This window comes from Variovorax sp. J22G73 (assembly GCF_030317035.1).
Classification (GTDB): Bacteria; Pseudomonadota; Gammaproteobacteria; order Burkholderiales; family Burkholderiaceae_C; genus Variovorax.
On sequence record NZ_JASZYK010000012.1, the window covers coordinates 53,166 to 70,901 of the forward strand.

The 17,736-nt window shown below is 70.7% G+C and carries 12 protein-coding genes; all 12 read right to left on the reverse strand.

All coding sequences use genetic code 11. The features are described 5' to 3' along the window. Positions 1-9 precede the first annotated feature (9 nt). Positions 10-525 (reverse strand): type VI secretion system baseplate subunit TssE, encoded by a 516-nt coding sequence (gene tssE, locus QTI51_RS31000; RefSeq protein WP_116913954.1) that lies wholly within the window; start codon positions 523-525, stop codon positions 10-12. Continuing rightward, positions 518-1,354 carry a type VI secretion system accessory protein TagJ gene (locus QTI51_RS31005; protein ID WP_286517209.1) on the reverse strand — a complete coding sequence of 279 codons (837 nt, stop codon included), beginning with the start codon at positions 1,352-1,354 and terminating at the stop codon, positions 518-520. The genes tssE and QTI51_RS31005 overlap by 8 nt, the downstream gene beginning before the upstream one ends. 70 nt (positions 1,355-1,424) lie before the next feature. Continuing rightward, complete coding sequence (locus QTI51_RS31010) at positions 1,425-1,982, reverse strand: type VI secretion system tube protein Hcp (RefSeq protein WP_116913952.1); 558 nt, start codon at positions 1,980-1,982, stop codon at positions 1,425-1,427. A 51-nt stretch (positions 1,983-2,033) separates the two neighbouring features. Beyond that, on the reverse strand, positions 2,034-4,067 hold the full coding sequence (locus tag QTI51_RS31015) for a caspase family protein (RefSeq protein ID WP_286517208.1): 2,034 nt from the start codon (positions 4,065-4,067) through the stop codon (positions 2,034-2,036). Between the two features lie 254 nt (positions 4,068-4,321). Further along, positions 4,322-5,503 carry a hypothetical protein gene (locus QTI51_RS31020; RefSeq protein WP_286517207.1) on the reverse strand — a complete coding sequence of 394 codons (1,182 nt, stop codon included), beginning with the start codon at positions 5,501-5,503 and terminating at the stop codon, positions 4,322-4,324. 27 nt (positions 5,504-5,530) lie between these two features. Continuing rightward, positions 5,531-6,313 (reverse strand): hypothetical protein, encoded by a 783-nt coding sequence (locus QTI51_RS31025; protein ID WP_116913949.1) that lies wholly within the window; start codon positions 6,311-6,313, stop codon positions 5,531-5,533. Positions 6,314-6,338: 25 nt separating this feature from the next. Next, a complete protein-coding gene (gene mltA / locus QTI51_RS31030) occupies positions 6,339-7,934 on the reverse strand; it encodes a murein transglycosylase A (protein WP_286517206.1) in 1,596 nt (531 codons plus the stop codon). 55 nt (positions 7,935-7,989) lie between these two features. Continuing rightward, entirely contained in the window at positions 7,990-9,987 is a 1,998-nt protein-coding gene (locus QTI51_RS31035; protein ID WP_286517205.1) for a serine/threonine-protein kinase, read from the reverse strand. Positions 9,988-10,690: 703 nt separating this feature from the next. Beyond that, positions 10,691-11,329, reverse strand: a complete 639-nt coding sequence (gene tagF, locus QTI51_RS31040) for a type VI secretion system-associated protein TagF (protein ID WP_286517204.1) — start codon at positions 11,327-11,329, stop codon at positions 10,691-10,693. Then, a complete protein-coding gene (gene tssM / locus QTI51_RS31045; protein ID WP_286517203.1) occupies positions 11,326-14,937 on the reverse strand; it encodes a type VI secretion system membrane subunit TssM in 3,612 nt (1,203 codons plus the stop codon). The genes tagF and tssM overlap by 4 nt, the downstream gene beginning before the upstream one ends. Continuing rightward, complete coding sequence (locus QTI51_RS31050; RefSeq protein WP_286517202.1) at positions 14,934-16,316, reverse strand: DotU family type VI secretion system protein; 1,383 nt, start codon at positions 16,314-16,316, stop codon at positions 14,934-14,936. The genes tssM and QTI51_RS31050 overlap by 4 nt, the downstream gene beginning before the upstream one ends. A 31-nt stretch (positions 16,317-16,347) precedes the next feature. Next, the gene (tssK, locus tag QTI51_RS31055; RefSeq protein ID WP_116913942.1) at positions 16,348-17,679 is read right to left on the reverse strand and encodes a type VI secretion system baseplate subunit TssK; all 1,332 of its coding nucleotides are present in this window, start codon (positions 17,677-17,679) and stop codon (positions 16,348-16,350) included. Between the last annotated feature and the right edge of the window lie 57 nt (positions 17,680-17,736).

Here is a 17,736-nt window from a genome sequence, read left to right on the forward strand (position 1 = left end):
GCGGACTACTCACCTTGGGTTTTGCGCCATGTCCACGATCTCGATGCGTCCCTCTTCGAGGTCTACGCGGCTTCGCATCAGGAACTCGAGCGGTACCGGCTGCGCCCACAGCATGCCGCGTATCTGCAGGCCGATGCTGTTGTGGGAGTCCAGTGCCGGGCCTTCCATGACGAGTTCAACTTCGAGGGTGCGGGACAAAATGCGCGGCTCGAACTGCAGGATTGCGTTCTTCAAAGCCTGTTCCATGCTGACACGCTGCACCGACGAGGTGAACTGGCCAGACAGCATAGGCAATCCGTAGTTGATGACCGAGCGTGCCGCGTTGGGGTACTGCTTGTCGTCCATCGACAGGCCATGGCCCGTGGCGTTGAAGAGCCAGCCCAGGTCGCGCAGCACGGCCTGCCGCAGCGCCTGCTTGGTCAGCGTGCGCTTCTCGTCGCCCTCGCGCTGCTCGTCGGGCGCGTGGTCGACGAGGCGGTCGAGCAGCGAGGGCTGCAGCCGCTCCTGCGCGGTGAGTTCAGGCATCGCGCGTGCCCTCGCTCTCGCTCTCGCTTTCGTTCTCGGCTTGGGTGAACAAGATCTCGCGCACGTCCATCAGCGCGTACTCGCCGGCATCGCTGCCCAGCACACGCTGGCCGTGGCCGGCCCACACCTCGGGGCGCAGCTCGCGCCATTCGGTCTTGCGCGCAAGGCGCAGCTCGCCGTCTTCGCACTTCTCGGTGCCTTCGTAGCGCGTGGGAATCAGCGCCAGCGTTTCACCGCCGTTCTCGAACTGCAGGTGCGCGGGCATCCACACGCAGTCGCGCAGGTCCTCGGGCGGTTCGATCTTGATGTGCGCGAGCCGCGCGTAGGGAATCCAGTAGTACTTGCCGTTGACGAAGGCCTCCAGCACCGGGCCCAGGCGCATGTCGGCATCGGCGAGCCATTCGAAGGGCACACCATCGATGGTGCCCGCGATGGCGGGCGCACCGTCGAAGGCGCGCTGGCGCAGGTCTTCGGCCAGCGCGCTTTCACCGCGGCCCTGGCGCAGCAGCGACTCGATGAGCAGCGCCAGCCATTCGTCGGGCTGGCCGAAGATCATCGGCGTGCGCGTGCCCGCGAACACCTCGGCGCGCAGGCCTTCGCAGCGCACGGCCTCGCCGTACACCTGCTTCATGGGCACGGCCAGCGCATCGAGTTCTGCCGCCACGGTGAGCTGGTTGAGCGCGCGCTCCCACTGCCCCAGCACGCACAGCAACTGCGCCATGAATACGCGGTGCTTGCTGTCGGCGGGCTTGGCGCGCACGTCGTCGCTCAGGGCCTTCAGGGCGGCCACCGGGTCGGCGGCCTTGAGGAATTCGGCGGCGGTCGTCATGGGGTGTGCTCCTTGAATGGGTGCATGGGGTGCGGCTGCATCGCGTGCGGGGTCATCACGTGCGGTTTCTTCATGCGCGGGTGAACTGGCATTCGCGCACCGCGCCGCGCGCGCCGGTCGATTTCTGCGGCGCCGACTTGAGCTTCAGCGTGCGGTAGCTGATGGAGATGAGCTCCGACGGCACGCCCCAGTTGCCGCCGGAGTTGAGCACCAGGCGGCACACGCGCGCGTTCTCCAGCACCATCTCGAAGATGGGCTGCGCCTCGGTGGAGCGCTGGTCGCCGCCGGCCTTGAAGGCACTGACGATGACCTTCAGGTCTTTCTCCTGCGCGCGCAGCAGGCTGGCGATGGTGGCGGTGGCCGCGTCGCTGCGGCGCGCGACGATCAGGTTGTTGGGCACCACCTGGTTCTGCGCCGACGACTCGGGCACCTGCACCGACCAGTAGTAGCCGCCGATGCTCAGGCGCGCCTTGCCGTCTTCGAAAGACCGCTCGAGCTCGCCTTCGACGGGCGCGCCTTTGTTCTCGATCATCATGACCAGGTCGACCTCGGCCGAGCCGGTGCCCACCAGGTCGTAGAAGCGCCGCGCGTCTTCGGGGCTCCAGGAGCCGTCGTCTAGAAATGCCATATCACCTCCGGTGTTCGAAAAGAAACTGAATCGGGAACGGGTGCGCCAGCCTCATGGCCGCGCTCCGCCGTCGGGCGCGGTGGCTCGGCGCAGCAGCGCGGCGAACACCTGGCGCTCGCTGCGTTCGGCCGGCGGCTGGCCGCCGCGCACGCGCACCTGCGCCACCTCGGCCTGCACGCCTTCGGCCTGCGCGGACGCCATGCCGAACAGGCGCGGCGCGCTGTAGGGCGTGGCGGGCACGGCCATGACCAGCAGGCGCGCCTCGCCGCCCGCGTCGAGCCACGGCAGGTCGAAGCGCTTGACCGCGGGCTGCTCGGGCGTGCCGCGCTTGAAGCGGTTGCTCTCGCCGGGCTCGTCGGGGTACACCGACTGCAGCGCGCCGCGCGCGTCGATGCCGGCCACGACCAGGTCCAGCGAGCGGCCGCTGGTGTTGCGCACGTTCAGGCGCAGGCGCTCGCCGGTCGCGAGCCCGGGCAGCGCTGGCAACGCGCCGGCGGCTTGCGCGACCGGCGTGCTGCGCAGCAGGCGATCGGCGTTCCAGACCTCCAGCGCGGCGTCGAAGCCGTCGAGCTGGCCCTCCTTGGCATAGGCCTGCAACTGCGCGAGCCACTTGAGCTGCGCCAGCGCCTGCAACCGGCGGCGCAGCGCGGCGGTGTCGGGCACGACCACGGCGGACACCGTGGTGCCGAACATCGGCGCGAGCAGCTCGATGCGGTGGCCCGCAGCGCCCAGGTCGGTCCAGCGCACGTCGGCGTTCGCTGCGTCGTCGGCCGTGCGGATGGCGGCCGGGTAGTCCAGGCTCAGGCCGGCGGGCAAGGGCTTGTCGGCCCTCACGCGCAAGGCGATGGCGGCGGGCTCGGCGAGCGGCGTGACGCTCCAGAAGGCGCTGCCGGCCACGTCCTTCAACGCGGCCGGCACCGCAAGCCCCGCGGCGCCCAGCCTGGCCTGCGCGACCGTGGCCGGCGCGCTGCGCACCGTGCCGTCGTCGAGCGTGGCCAGCACGCGAACCGGCAACTGCGGCGCAAGCCCGTCGAGCAGGCCCGCGCCGATGGCCAGGCTGTCGCCGCTGCGCTGCGCGCGCCACACCGGGCGTGTGGACGCGGGCGCGCCGCTGTTGGCGAACAGCGGCGCATCGAGGTTGCCCTCGGCCACCGGCGAAGGCAGCTCGCGCGTGGGAAAGCGCTGCGCGAGCTCGTCGATGACCGGCGGGTACAGCGCGAGCACGCCGTCGAACAGGTCGCGCCAGGTGGCGGGCCGGCGCGACAGCGCCTCGACCACGGCCCAGGTCAGCAGGCCTTGCGCGCGGGCATTGCGCGCCTTGCGCGGCAGGCGCAGCTCGGGCGTGATCTGGTGGCTCTCGGAGGCGAAGAAGGCGACGTAGCGGGCGCGCGGCACGGACTCGGCCGGCAGGGGCAACACCGGCACTGGCGCCGGCGTCGTGCGAGCGGACGACGGAGCATTGCCGCCGGTGAGCTGCATCGAACGCAGGCCGCGCCAGCGCACCTCGTCGTCGCCCGCGCCTTCGACGGTGGCCGGCGCGTCGACGCTGCCGCGCGTCATGGAGTTGGCGGAGCAGGTGTCGAACACCGAGGCGACGAACACGTTCTTCGCGAGAAAGGCCTGGATCCATGCGTCGAAGTCGGCGTCGCGCAGGTCGCCGCTGAGCACGGTGTCGGCGCCGAGCGTGCCGCGCACGTCGCGCGCGAGAAAGTTCTCGGACAGGCCGTCGGGCTCCTGGTAGCGCTTGGCCACGTCGCGCAGGCGCGTGCCGTGGCCGGAGAAATACAGCAGCACGAAGTCGCCGCTCTTCGATTGCGCGAGCAGGCGCGCAAGCGCTTCGTGGATGGCCTGGGCCTCGGGCAACGCGGCGCCGGGCACGCCGTCGGCAAGCGTGGCGATGTCGGGCGCGGCGAAGCCTTGCCTGAGCAGGGTTTCGCGCATGAGCATCACGTCGTTGCGGGGTGCTTGCAGCCACAGGGCCTGCGGCTGGTTGACGAGTTCGGAGACGCCGACGAGCAAGGCGCGCGGGGTGGCGAAGGCGAGGCTGCCGCAAGCGAGCAGCCAGAGCACGAGCAGCGCCTGCAAGATGCGCTGCTGTCTTGCTCCTTCCCCCTTTGGGCGAAGGCTGGGATGGGGGCACGCAGAGCGCTCGGTGGATACGCCGCTTGCCCCCACCCCTGCCCTCCCCCGGGAGGGGAGGGAGAAAGGCATGGCTCCTTCCCCCTCTGGGGGAAGGCTGGGATGGGGGCAGGCAGAGCGCTCAGTGGACACGCCGCCTGCCCCCACCCCTGCCCTCCCCCAGAGGGGGAGGGAGAAACGCAGGAGCAGGGCGGCGCGCGTCATTGCCGCTCCGACGCCGGCCCCGCCGACTCGACCAGCGGCGATGCCGCCAGCACCGCCAGCGCATCCACCGGCTCCGGCACGCGCAGCAGCCACGCCCCATTGCCGCCGGGCCCCCCCACCACGTCCGCTGAGATCGATTGCAGCAGCCGGTCGGCCTCGTCCATGCGCACGCCTTCTTTCCAGCGCATCACGAGATCGGCCCTGACGGTTGCAGCCGCAGGCGCGGCCGGCACGTCGCGAAAGCGCACCTCGTCTTCGTCCGACGCGTCGCGCCCGCCCAGCAGCCCGATGTTCTGCACCAGCACGCACAGCGCCAGCACCGCGAAGGCCGGGCGGGCCCAGCCCTCGGCGCCGAACCAGCGGCGGATGCTGCCCCACCAGCCGCCCTCAGGCCTGGGCTGCGGCTTCGCACGCGCAGGAGCGGCCTCCTCCCCTGCATCGACCTGCGGCTGCACCAGCACCCTGCCCAGCTGCAGCCCCGCGTTGCGGTACAGCCCCTGGTAATCGACCCGCGGGTCGTGCGGGCCCAGCGGCGTGCCCGACAGCACCGAAAACGCCCCGCCCACCTCGCGCAGCGCGATGCACCCCGGCTCGGGCGCGATGTCCGGCGCGGCATGCGCGGCCCATTCGTCGTGCACCGCGCGCATCGCCGCGAGCCGCGTGGCCGAGAGCTCGCCCAGCACGCGCGCGCGCAGCTGCGGGCCGGGTTGCAGCGTGACCACGTTCCAGGTCTGCACCACGCCGAACATTGGCTCGAAAGGCTCGTCGTCGGGTTCCAGCAGCACGTCGAAGGCGCCGGCCCAGTCGGCCTCGCCGGCGGCCATCCAGCCCTGCCAGCGCTCGCCGTCGGTCTCGATGCAACGGTCGAGCAGCACGCCGAGCAGCCGCCCCTCGTGCACCACGCTCACCAGCCGCCCCGGCGCCCAGCGCGCGGGAAAGGCACGGCGTGCGACGGCCTCGCGGCGCCGCGCCAGTTCGGCCAACGGCATCAGCAGGTCGATGGCGCCGGCCGTGCCCGCGGGTCCGGCGCCTGGAACGGACGTCGAACCCGTGGGCATGGCGACCACGGCCAAGCCGGGCACACCAGGCACGTCGTCGGCTTCTGCTTCGGGCACGGCCGCGCCGGTCTCCAGCGCGTTGCGAATCACGCTGAGCGGGGGCCAGAGGTCGGTGGTCATGGCGTCTGTTCCTGAATGGCTATGTCTTCAGGCATAAGACGCTTCAGCCCCCAGGATTTTGAAAACCTGCAGGATCGCGGCCATGTTCTCGGGCGCCAGCGCGATGCCCAGCGTCTGCTGCAGCCAGCCGCCGAGCCGGGTCTTGCCGTAATCGGCGGTGAGCCCCTCGCGCTTGTGCACGAGCCCCAGGCGCCCCGCGCGGTAGTGGTACGAGGCAATGGCGTGGCGCGACGCAATGCCCGACAGCCCGCCCTCGGCCTCCTGGCCGAAGCCCTCGCACAGCAGCAGGCGCTCGGGCTCGGGCAGCCCGGCGATGAAGGCGCGCGCGGCCAGCTGCACGGCCTGCGCGCTCAGGCCGTGCTCGGCCAGGCAGCCGTCGAGGTCGTCGCCCGCGCCGAGCGCGTCTTCGAGCTGCGCCTCGCTGACCTGGTCGCCGATGGAGAGCTTGCGCCGGAACGAGCTGGCGCGCGTGCAGTCGATGAGGTAGCGGCGAAAGTACGCGCACAGCGCGAAGGCCGTCGACGGCGCGCTGTGGGCCGCGCGGTCTTCGGCTTCATCGCCTTTTTCTGCTTCGGCTGCGTTGGGGTCGGCGGCGTCGATGTTCAGCCGCAGCACCTTCACGTAGATGAACTGCGCCACCAGCTCCTGCCGCCCTTCGCCCAGCACCTGCAGCTCGGGCGGGTTGCAGGCCCGCAGCGCGTCGCCCACGATGCGGTACATCGCGCCCATGTCGTTCGGCGACAGCGCCTGCCGGCGCCGCCAGAGGCGCACGAGCTCGCTGCTTTGCGCGGACGAGAGCGTTTCCTGCATGAGGGGTCGAAGCCGCGCGGCCCGCTCAGTCGTCGACGCAGCTGCCTTCCGACGGCACCAGGCACTGCGGCAGGTCGGCGCCCACTGCGGCGCCGCGCGTGCGAATGGTGGAAGACACCGCGGCCTGCGCCACGGCCAGGCCGCGCGGCAGAAGAATCCACAGCTGGCCGCGCTCCTTCATGCGGCGCGCGTTGGTCGCGGCCTGCTGGCCGTTGCCGAAGAAATAGTCGGCCCGCACCGCGCCGCGAATGGCGCCGCCGGTGTCCTGCGCGATGGTCAGGCGCTGCATCGGCGCGCCGCTGCCGGGCGTGCGCGTGGACACGAACACCGGGTAGCCCAGCGGCGTGCTGCGCGGGTCCACCGCAATCGAGCGCCCCGCCGACAGCGGCACGCCGAACGCGCCCACCGGCCCGCCGACCGGCGAGGTGGCCTCCTTGAAGAACACGTAGCTCGGGTCCTTGATGCCCGAGCCCGCCACCGCGCCCGCGGCACGGCGCCCCGGCACGACGACCGGCCCGCTGGCCACCGGCCGCGCGAGCGTGAAGCCGCGCGTGCGAATGGCGCCGCTGTCCACGGCGCCAGCAGCCCCCGAAGCGCCCGCATCGTCGTCATCGCCGTCGTCGAGCTGCAGCTCGATGGACGAGCCGCGCACCTTCACCGGGCTGCGCGGCTTGCCGTTGGCAGCCTGCGCCAGCACCGGGCGGAAGGGCTGGCCGTTCTGCTCGGCGTAGGCCACGCGCACGATGTCGCCGTTGGCCATCTTGATGCGGCCCGAGCCCTGGATCTGCATCTCGTACAGCGCGGTGGCGCTGCTCACGAAGGCCAGCACCTTGGCGTTGGGCGCGCCCTTGGTCTCGATTTCTTCGCGCGTGTAGTACGGCAGCAGCTGCTTGCCCTCGATGCGCAGGCGCACCTTGCGGTCGAGCGTGTCGCGCGCGATGCCCGACAGGTCGAGCACGTACAGGCCCGGCGCGCCCATGTCGCGCGTGCTCAGGCCGGTCTGCACCAGCACGTTGCGGCCTTCCACGCGCGCGGCCACGGTGGTGTTGCCCGCGGGCAGCTTGCGCGCGTCGGCGAACAGCATGTCTTCCGGCTGGCCGTACACGGGGTAGATGAAGGGCGCGCCGTACTGGCGCGCGCCCGCGATCTCGGGCTCGAAGTAGCCGGTGACCACGCCGTCGGGGCGGCGGTCGTCGTCGCGGATCTGGTATGCCGAGAACTCGCTTTCGAAGAAGCCCCGGATGGCGTTGGTGCTCTTGCCGTCGACCCGCAGGGCGCGCGCGCACACGTCCTTCCACTCCGCGCCGCGGCCGGTGAGCACCTTGCAGCTGCCGAGAAAGGCGGGCCAGCTCTCGGAGAAGTCGTCGCGCGACCAGCCCGGCACGGCGTCGAAGCTCACCGAGGTGTAGGTGGCCAGCTGCGTGGAAAAGGTGCGCGCCTGGCCCGCCACGCTCGCACCCGCGGGCGGCGAGGGACGCGGGCTCGCGGTGTCGGGCGGCGCGGCGGTGGTGCTGGTGGTGGCGGCCGGCGGCGGCGCGGCGCAACCGGCCAGGGACGCCAGCGCGGCGGCCGCGGCCCAGCGAAATGCGCAAGAGACGAGCGGATGCTGCGGGGTGTTCATGAAAGCCTCCTTGGTCCGTAGATGGGCGGCCCGGAGGCCGACGCCCTACAGACGATTACTTCTCGACGATTTTGAAATTCGCGACGCCGTAGACGTCGTTGCATGGGGCGCTGCCCGAACCGGCCGGGCACACCGGCTTGCCCAGCAGCGGCGAAGGCCCGCTGCCGCGCGTGGCCTCCAGCGCGGCCAGCACCGGCAGCGGAAACACGGGGAACACGCCGTCGTTCTGCACGCCGGCGGCGCTGAAGTCGCGCTCGCGCTCGCTCACGAGCACCGCGAACTGGTCGGTGCCGGCCGGGCCGCCCGCGTCCATCGGCCACGAGGCGCGCGGCAGCGACAGCGTGCCGCCCGCGGTGATCTTGTTGTACTTGTCCAGCAGGTTGGGGAACAGCAGGAACATCTCGCCGCCGCTGGACAGCAGGAACACGTAGACGAAGCCCTCGCGCTTGCTGCGCACCTCGAAGGCCAGGCGGTCCTTGCCGATCGTGACCTCGGGCTTCCTGGGCGCGGCCGTCACGTCGAAGCCGGCGGCGGCGCCGGCCGCGAGCGACAGCAGCGACTCGGTGGGCGTGCGCGGAGCCGGGGGTGGCGCCGGGGCAGGCGGTGGCGGCGGCGGTGGAGGGGCTTCTGCGACCTTGGTGTCGGTTTGCTGCTGCTGGGGCGGCGGCGCTGCGGCCACGGACGGCTTCGTGCCGTCGCCGGCACCGGAACGCCCCTGCAGCCACCACCAGCCACCGCCGGCCGCGACCGCGAGGACGGCGAGCGATGCGAGAACGGCGACGGTCTTGTTGCCCTTCGTGCCGGCGCTACCCGCGCTGCCCGCGGGGGAAGAGGCCGGTGACGGGGCTGGTGCCGGTGGCTTGCCACCCGACTTGTTGATGGCCTTGTTGCCGCTGGCGATGACGGTGGCCGCGTCGGCATTGGCCGCACCGGTGCCAGTGCCCGTGCCTGCGCTGCGCGGCGGTTGCGTGCGCGGCATCTGCGCGATGGTGTGCCCCGCATCGAGGTCGAGCGCCTCGCGCAGTTTGGCCATCGACTGCGGGCGTTGCTCGGGCCGTACGCCCAGGCCCGCGTCGATGGCCTCCAGCAGCCGCGGGCTGTAGCGCTGGCGCAGGATGTCGTTGCCCGCCAGCGGCACGTAGCTGTCGGACAGCAGGCGCGCCACCGACGGCGGCGGCGCGCGCCCGCACACCGCCACGTGCATCACCGCCGCCAGGGCGTACACGTCGGTCCATGCGCCTTGCGACATGTCGGGCATTTCGGCGTACTGCTCGATGGGCGCGTAGCCGGGCTTGAGGATGACGGTGATGGCCTGCGTCTTGTCGGTGATCACGCGGCGCGCGGCGCCGAAGTCGAGCACCACGGGCCGGCCCGAGCCTTCGAGCAGGATGATGTTGTCGGGCGCGATGTCGCGGTGGTAGCAGTTGGCGCCGTGCATCACCGCCAGCGCCTGCGTGACGCCGTCCATGATGCGCAGCAGCCAGCCCTCGTCCACGCCCGCGGGAATGGCCACCAGCGCCTCGCGCAGCGTGTCGCCGCGGTAGAAGGGCATGACCATGTAGGTGGTGCCCTTCTCTTGCCAGAAGCGGTAGACCTTCAGCAGCGAGGGGTGGTCGAACTGCGCGAGCAGGCGGGCTTCGTTGATGAAGCTGCGCATGCCGAGGTCGAAGGTTTCGCGGTGTCTTTCCGACAGGGGGACCACGGTGCCGTCGTGCTGTCTCGTGGACAGGGAGGTCGGCAGGTATTCCTTGATGGCGACGACGCGCTCCAGCGTGTGGTCCCAAGCCTCGTAGACGACGCCGAAGCCGCCCTGGCCTATGACGCGGGTGACTTCGAATTCTGCGAGGCGGCTGCCTACGGGGAGGAGGCCGGCTTCGTGAGGGGCTGATGCTGCAGATGCTGCAGATGCTGCAGAGGCGCCGGGGGCTGGCTGGCTGGTGGTTGCGGCGCCGGCTGTGATGACTGTGGCGGATGTGTCGGCTGTTGCCGTTGTCGGCTGCGGCTGCTTGGGTACAACGCGGGTGCGGTCGTCTTCCTGGCTGGAGTCGGTCATTGACGGGCTCCTTTTTGGGCTGTGTCTTGAGGTTGCTTTCCGGGGCCGGGTCTCGCCCCGGCAGGCGATCTACTTTCTTTTGCTTCGCCAAAAGAAAGTAGACAAAGAAAAGGCGACCCCACTGGATGCGTCCCTCCGCTGCGCTGCGGGCAACCTGCGGTGCTCACGTTTCGCGGGGTCTCGCCCAAACTCGCTGCGCTCAAACAAGGGCGAGCCCTGATCCGCGAAACGCTCCGCTCCTCGGCGCAGCCAGAGGGGTGGGGAACCGACGGGCCATTGCTTCGCTCGGCCACCAAGCCGCTGCAGGCGCTTCGCGCCTGCAGCGGTTGGTACGACGCCTGGCGGCTGTGGCTACGGCGGCTGTGGCTGTGGCTTCGGCTGTTGCTTTCCCCCCGGCCGAGCGCAGCGACGGCCCGCCGGGTTCCGAAGGCCGAGCGCAGCGATGGCCTGTTGGCTTTTGCCCCTCTGGCTACGCCGAGGAGCGGAGTGTTTCGCGGATCAGGGCTCGCAGCTGTTTGAGCGAAGCGAGTTCTGCGAGACCCCGCGAAACGCGAGCACCGCAGGTTGCCCGCAGCGAAGCGGAGGGACGCAGACAGTGGGGTCGCCTTTTCTTTGGCAACTTTCTTTTGGCGAAGCAAAAGAAAGTGGCTCGCCCGCCGGGGCGAGACCCGGCCCCGGAAAGCAAAAGAAAGAGCGGCCTTCATCACCCCTCCTCCGCAAAGCCGAGGAACAACGCATCGAACTGATCATCCCGAGGCAGCCCGGAGCTGAGCATCCGAATCCCTTCGGCAACAGAAGGATCCCCCAACCAAACAGAAGCCCCCGCCGCAGGCAAGCCAACCGACTCCACAACATGCGCCCCTTCAGCACCAGAAGAACCAGCAAACAACCGCTCCAGCACAGCATCGAAGCGCAACGCATCCAGATCCCCATCGAGCCCTTCCAGCGCGGCCTGCGTCGCCAACGCCCACCACCGCAACGCAGCAGCCAGCGCCTCCCCCCGCAACGCGTCCCCCACCGCCTCATCGAGCTCCACGCAAAGCGTGAAAGGAAAGTACCGCCCCACTCCATCCACCGAAGGCATCAACACCCCGATCCACCCCCGCGCCCCAGCCACCCGGGGCCCCAGCGCAAAACACCAGATCGGCGCTTCCAGATACCGCTCGGTCCAGTCGGCATGCCGGTCGCGCAGCCCCGCCAACCCGCGCTGCAGCCACGCGTCCCACACCGAGCGAAACGACTCCGGCAGCCGCCGATGCGCAAAGTCACCCATGCCCGGCAACTTGCCGAACCACCCGGGCAGCGCGGTGGAAGCAAAGGGCGACGAAGCGGCCAGCGTCACAGCCCCTCCGGACAAGAAAACTCCCGCAGCTCGCGCAGGCGGATCGGGTGCTGCACGCTGTTCGTCGTCACCTCGAAGCGCGTCTTGCGCGCCCCGACCTGGAAGGTGATGAAGAACTTCTCCGGCGCATCGCCCGCCTCGAGCTGCCCGTCGTCCAGCGCGCGGAACAGCGCCCAGGGCCCGTTCACGGCCGCGCCCGAGCTGCCGGTGGTCGACGGCGGGCTCACCTGGATGCGCACCTGGTTGCTGCCCTTCGGGCCGGGCCACTGCACCGCCATCGGCACCACCGGGCCATGCGCGTACTTCACGAGCTGGCCGTCGACGTCGAGGATGAACTGGGTGATGCCCGCGTCCATCTCCACCGGCTTGAAGTCCAGCCGCATCGACGGGCCGCGCCCGCCGCCGCGGAAAAAAATCTCCTTGATGCGCGCGGCGCGCTCGAACTGGGCCAGCGCCTGGGTGGTGACGGCGCCGCGTTCGGCCACGGGCTTGTAGCGCCAGGGCTTGGTGCTGGTGTCGACCAGCGCGGCCAGGCGCTTCTGGAAGAAGTCGTCCATCAGGCCGCCGGGGCCGAACATCTGGCCGAAGTCCTCGGGCAGCACGTCGCGCTTGCTGGCCTGCACGAAGGGGTAGCGCCCGGCAATGGCGCGCGCGCAGAACTCGGCCACGGGGCGCAGGTCCTGGCTGAGGTTGCCGCGCTCGGCCACCTGCGCCTGCGTGGCGCCGGCCTGGCTCAGGTTCTCGACCATCGAGCGCACGGGCTCGGGCAGCCGGCCGGCGTCGGACTTGAGCTTGCCGGCCACGTCGCCCGGCGGCGGCGAGGTGCGGCCCTTCACGGCCGTGTCGACCGCGTTGAGGTACACGTACACCTCGTTGAAGAGCTTGAGCGCGTCGTCGATGGGCGCGGGCTGGTTGGGGCCGCCGGCGGTGACGAGGCGGCGAAGCGACTCGAAGCGGTCGTCCACGATGCTCTCGATGCGCTTGCCCGGCGCCACCTGGCGGCCGGGGTCGCCGCCGAACAGGTCTTCCAGGCCCTTGCGGGTGTTGCGCACGGTTTCGGTGGCCTTGCTGACCACGTCCTTGCCGGCGTCGGCCGCGGGAATGAGCGTGGTCTGCCTGACCACCGCGCGCAGGAAGTTGGCGAGCGGCGAATCGACGCCCGAGAGAATGCGCGCGGTCTCGATGTTCTTGTCGAGCCCGCTCACGCGAATCAGCCGCACGTCGGCCAGCAGGGCCTCCCACTGCTTCACGTACTCCTCGAGGTACAGGCGGCGCACGCGGTCGGTGAGCGCGCCCAGCGCGGCCACGTCGCGCAGGCGGTCGGCGGCGTTGCGGTCCTGCCCCAGCACCCACGGGTCTTCGTTGGCCAGCAGGCCGGTGAGCACGGTGACCTCGTTCTGGAAGCGCTTGTGATACCCGTCGTAGGTGAACATGCCCGGCACGCCCTCGGTCAGCGGCTTGCCGCTGATGCGCTCGAACACCAGCGGGCCCGAGGGGCCGGTGGCCTGGGCCACGCTGAAGGCGGGAATGTCCTTGGTGGCGCGCTGGCGCTTCAGGCGGCTGAACACGCGCTGCTCCAGCGGGTAGCTCGCGAGCACGGCGCGCACGCTGCGCACCAGGTTCTCGTCCATCTTCAGCGGCGAGCGCGGCGGGCCCTGGGCGATGAGCACGTCGAGCTGGTCTTCGAGCTGCCTGCGCTGGTCTTCGGGAATGCCGCGGTCGAGGTTGCGCGACCAGTCGAGCGTGATCCAGGCCTTCAGCGCCTCGGGGTCGAAGTGCTCGGGCTGGTAGAGCATCAGGTAGCTCTTCAGGGCCTCGTAGGTGAACTCGAGGTTGTCCTTCTGCGCGGTGCGCAGCTGGTCTTCGATGCGCTTGGCAATCTGCGGCAGGAAGGCGTCGTTCAGCGCGCGCTGGTGCGTCAGCATGGCGGCGGCGTCGAGCTTGTCGCCCTGGTACAGGCCCAGCGTCATCGACAGCGGCTCGTCGCCCTGGCGGTTGTCGGGCGTCTTCCAGATGTCGCGCAGGCTCTGCAGCACGGGTGCGACCTCGACCAGGTTCTGCACGCGCGCGGGCAGCGCGGCCAGGTTCTGCCTGGCGGGCTCGACGCGGGCCTCGACCGACTTCAGGTAGTTGAGGTTCTGCAGCGTGCTGTAGCCCCAGGCCGCGAGCAGGCCGACGGTGACCAGCGTCATGGCGGTGACGCCGATCACGCGCAGCGTGTGGCGACGGCGCTCCAGCTTCACGTCGGCGCCGGCCAGGCGCTGCTCGGGGAACACCACCTCGCGCAGCAGCGCGGTGAGGAAGTAGCTGCGCCCGCTGCTCTTCTGCGGCGGCAGCATCGCGCGCTCGATGCCGAAGCTGCGCGCAAGGCTGCCCATCACGCGGTCGATGGGGCTGCCCTCTTGCGTGCCGCTGGTGAAGTACACGCCGCGCACCCACGGCGGCTGCGCGAAGCGCGAGCCGGTGAACACCTGCTCGAGCAGGTCGGACAGCAGCGAGCCGATGGAGCCGAACTGCGCCGGAAAACCGAAGATGGCCGCGCGCCGCGTGCCATCGGTCTCGCGCTGCATGCGCGCGATGAGGCCGTCGTTCACACGGTTGTGCAGCAGCGCGAACTCGCGGTGGAAGGCGGTGGACAGGCCCTTTTCTTCGGTCTGCACGTTCTCGTCGGCCGGCAGCGTGAAGCCGAAGACCTGCGCGCGCTGCTCCTTGCCGAGGTCGTCGAAGTAGTCGGTGAAGCCGTAGAGCAGGTCGCTCTTGGTGACCAGCACATACACGGGCAGCCGGGTGGTGAGCTTGCTGTCGAGCTCCAGCAGCCGCGCTCGAATCGAGGCCGCGAGCTGCGTGCGCGCCTCGGGGCCCTGGCTCAGCAGGTCGGCCACGCTCACGGTGAGGAACACACCGTTCAGCGGCCGGCGCGGGCGGGCCTTTTTCAGCAGGCCCAGGAAGCCTTCCCACGCGCTCTTGTCCTCGGCCTGGTGGCTGTCCTGCGTGGTGTAGCGCCCGGCGGTGTCGATGAGCACGGCCTCGTCGGTGAACCACCAGTCGCAGTTGCGCGTGCCGCCCACGCCGCGGATGGCGCCGGGGCCGAACTTCTCGGCCAGCGGAAACGACAGGCCCGAGTTGACGAGCGCCGTGGTCTTGCCCGCGCCCGGCGCGCCGATGAACACGTACCACGGCAGGTCGTACAGGTAGCTGCCGCCCGAGATCGACATCCAGTCGCGCCAGCCGGGCTTCTTGCCGGCGGCGTGCAGGCGCATCTGCTTGAGCGTGGCGACGGCCTCGCTGAAGCGGGTGTCGAGAATCTGCTGTTCGCCGCCCACGGGTCCACCCGATGCGCCCGCTCTGGCGGCGGGCGCTTTCATCAGCCCGTCGGTCAGGTGGCGGCTCGCACGCCGCGCGCGCCAGCGGCGGTACAGCGCGCGCAGCAGCACGACGAGCACGATCACGCCGATGACGACGGCGCGCACGGTTTCGCTTTCCAGCGGCGCGAGCGAGCCGATCTTCACCAGCGGGCCGATCCACCACACCAGCACAGCGACCACGAGCAGGGCCAGCAGCGTGAGCAGCAGCGGGCTGAACAGGAAGCCGAAAATTTTCTTGATCATTTGCCGGCTCCTGGGACGGGAGCGCCTGCCACCGCAGGCGCGGCCGGCGCGGCCGAAGCTGCCGCGAGGCGGTCGGGCTCGGTCAGCAGCACGATGTCGACGCGGCGGTTCCTCGCGCGGTTGGCGGGGCTGTCGTTGGCGGCCACCGGCTCGGCGTCGGCCTTGCCATCGGAGCGCATGCGCGCGGGGTCGACCAGCGTGGTGAGCGCGCCCTTCACCGCGTCGGCGCGCGCGGCCGACAGGTGCCAGTTCGACGGATAGCGCAGCGAGCGGATCGGCTGGTTGTCGGAGTGGCCGGTGATCAGCACGTCGCCCTTCACCTCGGCCAGCGCCTGCCCGATGCGGCGCAGCACCGGCAGCGACTGCGCCATGGGCTCCGCGCTGCCGGAGCCGAAGAACGAGTCGCCGCGCAGGCGCACCGTGCTGCGGTCGGCTTCATCGGTCACGGTGACAAGGCCCTGCTTGATCTCGGGTTCGAGAAAGCGCGCGAGGCGCGGCGTTTTCGCGGGCAAGGCGGGCGGCGCGATCTGCAGGTTGGGCGCGCGCAGGCTGGACACCGCGGCGTACGTGGTGTCGGAGCGGTAGTTGAGCGTAAGGCGCAGCGCGAACCACGCGAGCGCCAGCAGCAGCGCGAAGCCGGCCGCGAACACCCACAGCGGCAGCGACTCGCGCAGCCGCACCGTGCCCGCGCCCTGCCCGCGCCAGTGCGGCGACAGCTCGGGCTCGACGGCGGGGCGGTCCTTGGCGATCAGGTCGGCCAGGCGCTGGCGCACCGAGTCGAGCTGCGCGCGGCCGTTGTCGACCACGCGGTAGCGGCCTTCGAAGCCGAGCGCGAGCACGCTGTAGATCAGCTCCAGCAGCGGGCGGTGCGCGGGCACGTCCTGCGCGAGCTTGGCCAGCAGCTGGAACACTTTTTCGCCGCCCCAGGTCTCGTTGTGGAACTGCACCAGCAGGCTCTGCTTGTTCCAGCCGGCCTGCACGCCCCAGGGCGTGTTGGCCACGGCCTCGTCGAGCGCGGTGCACAGCACGTAGCGCGCGGCCAGCACCGACTCGTTGCTGACGCCCGCGCGGCGCGCGTTGGCGTCGAACTGGTTGACGGCGTCGGCGGTAGAGGCGCGCAGCGCCGGCACGTTGGGCGGCTGCACCAGGTTGCGCAGCTTGCCGATCAGCACCAGCAGCTTGCCCGCGGCGGAGACCAGCGGGTTCAGCAGGCCGAGCTCGCCGACGTCGGCGGCGGGCGTCGGGTCGGCGCCGCCGAAGAAAGGTGCGGGTGAGGCGGACGAAGCCGCCGGCGACATGCCGCCGGGCGTGCGCGGCTTGGGCTTGATGACCGTGCGCTCGGACTCGAAGGCCGCGAAGGGATCGGGAGGTGTGCTCATGATGGTGGTCCGCGTCCTTCAGCCGTCGCGGCTAGGAACGAATGGCCCAGAACGCCAGGTCCAGGCCGGGGAAGTCGCCCGCGATGTGCATCGCGATGCCGCCCGACTGCTCCAGCTGGCGCCACAGGTCGCTGTTGCGCGTGTCGAGCTCGAAGTAGTTGGCGCCCGTGTGAAACGGAATCTGCCGCGGCGCCACCGGCATCGGCGTGAGCGTGACGCCGGGCAGCGCGAGGTTGACGAGGTCGCGGATGCGCTCGACCGGGCCGATCTTCACCTGCGTGGGAAAGCGCGCGCGCAGCGCCTCGCTCGGCATGTTCGCGTTCACCGCGAGCACGAAGGTGGCCTTGCGCTGCAGCTCCACGTCGGTCACCACCGCCACGCGCACGCCGTGCTTGCGGTCGTGCAGGTCGATGCGGATGGCCGACTGCTCCAGCACCATCGACAGGCTGCGCCGCAGGTCGTCCATCACCGGGCGAAAGCTCAGCGCCAGGTCGTCGTGCACGTACGGGCCGAAGCGCGCCACGCGGCGCGAATCGCGAAAGCTCGCCAGGTCGCCGGCCAAACCCAGCGCGTGCTCGAAGAAGTGCTGCGGGTGCAGCATCGCGCTCTTTGCCAGGTGCGCGAACACGGCCTCGTTGCGGTTCACGGCCTGCAGCAGCATGAAGTCGGCAATCTCGGCCACGCCGCCCGTGCCGCCCTGCGTCATGCGCCCGGCCAGTGCTTCGCCGCGCTGGCGCAGCAGGCCCAGCAGCTCGTCGAGCCAGGCGCGAATGACCGCATGGCCCGCCACGTCCAGCAGCGGCGGCAGCATCGCGCGGTCGAGCTGCACCTGGTTGTCGACCCGGCGCTCGACCACGCGCACCACGCCCAGCGTGGTCCAGGCGTCGGTCGCTTCGCTGGCGCGCATCAGGCGCGTGTGGAGCTGGCCGAGCTGCAGCATCGCCGTGCGCTCGCCGGCGGTGTTCGAGTCGGGCACTTCAGATTCGAGCACCCGGTGGCGCACCAGCTCTTCGTAGGCCTCGGCATCGGCCTCGCGCGCGCCAGCGCGGCGCAGCGGCAGCGCCAGCACGACGGCCTCGTCGCGCAGCGATGCGGGAATGTCCACGGGTTCGGGCAGCGGATCGACCGCCGGCATGTCGAACACCGTGCCGTCGGCGAACATGCCCACCGCGCGCACCAGCGCCAGCTTGCCCAGCGTGAGCGCGGCGGTGTCGATCTCGAGCTCGGCGAAGCCCCAGGCGTAGGGGGTGGTCGAGCGCAACAGCACGTGCCGCGCATGGTCGCCATGACGCTCGCTTTGCTGCAGGTGCTGAGGCTGCAACAGCATCCCCTCGCTCCAGACCACTTTTGTTCGCCAACTCATCCGCGCTCCGTCAACGGCAAGGGTGCCGGGAAGAAAGAAACACGAAGTTTCAGCCGC

Coding starts and splice junctions, on each gene's coding strand:
- tssE (WP_116913954.1), bottom strand. CDS start 525: ATGCCTGAACTCACCGCGCAGGAGCGGCTGCAGCCCTCGCTGCTCGAC.
- QTI51_RS31005 (WP_286517209.1), bottom strand. CDS start 1,354: ATGACGACCGCCGCCGAATTCCTCAAGGCCGCCGACCCGGTGGCCGCC.
- QTI51_RS31010 (WP_116913952.1), bottom strand. CDS start 1,982: ATGGCATTTCTAGACGACGGCTCCTGGAGCCCCGAAGACGCGCGGCGC.
- QTI51_RS31020 (WP_286517207.1), bottom strand. CDS start 5,503: ATGACCACCGACCTCTGGCCCCCGCTCAGCGTGATTCGCAACGCGCTG.
- QTI51_RS31025 (WP_116913949.1), bottom strand. CDS start 6,313: ATGCAGGAAACGCTCTCGTCCGCGCAAAGCAGCGAGCTCGTGCGCCTC.
- mltA (WP_286517206.1), bottom strand. CDS start 7,934: ATGAACACCCCGCAGCATCCGCTCGTCTCTTGCGCATTTCGCTGGGCC.
- QTI51_RS31035 (WP_286517205.1), bottom strand. CDS start 9,987: ATGACCGACTCCAGCCAGGAAGACGACCGCACCCGCGTTGTACCCAAG.
- tssM (WP_286517203.1), bottom strand. CDS start 14,937: ATGATCAAGAAAATTTTCGGCTTCCTGTTCAGCCCGCTGCTGCTCACG.
- QTI51_RS31050 (WP_286517202.1), bottom strand. CDS start 16,316: ATGAGCACACCTCCCGATCCCTTCGCGGCCTTCGAGTCCGAGCGCACG.
- tssK (WP_116913942.1), bottom strand. CDS start 17,679: ATGAGTTGGCGAACAAAAGTGGTCTGGAGCGAGGGGATGCTGTTGCAG.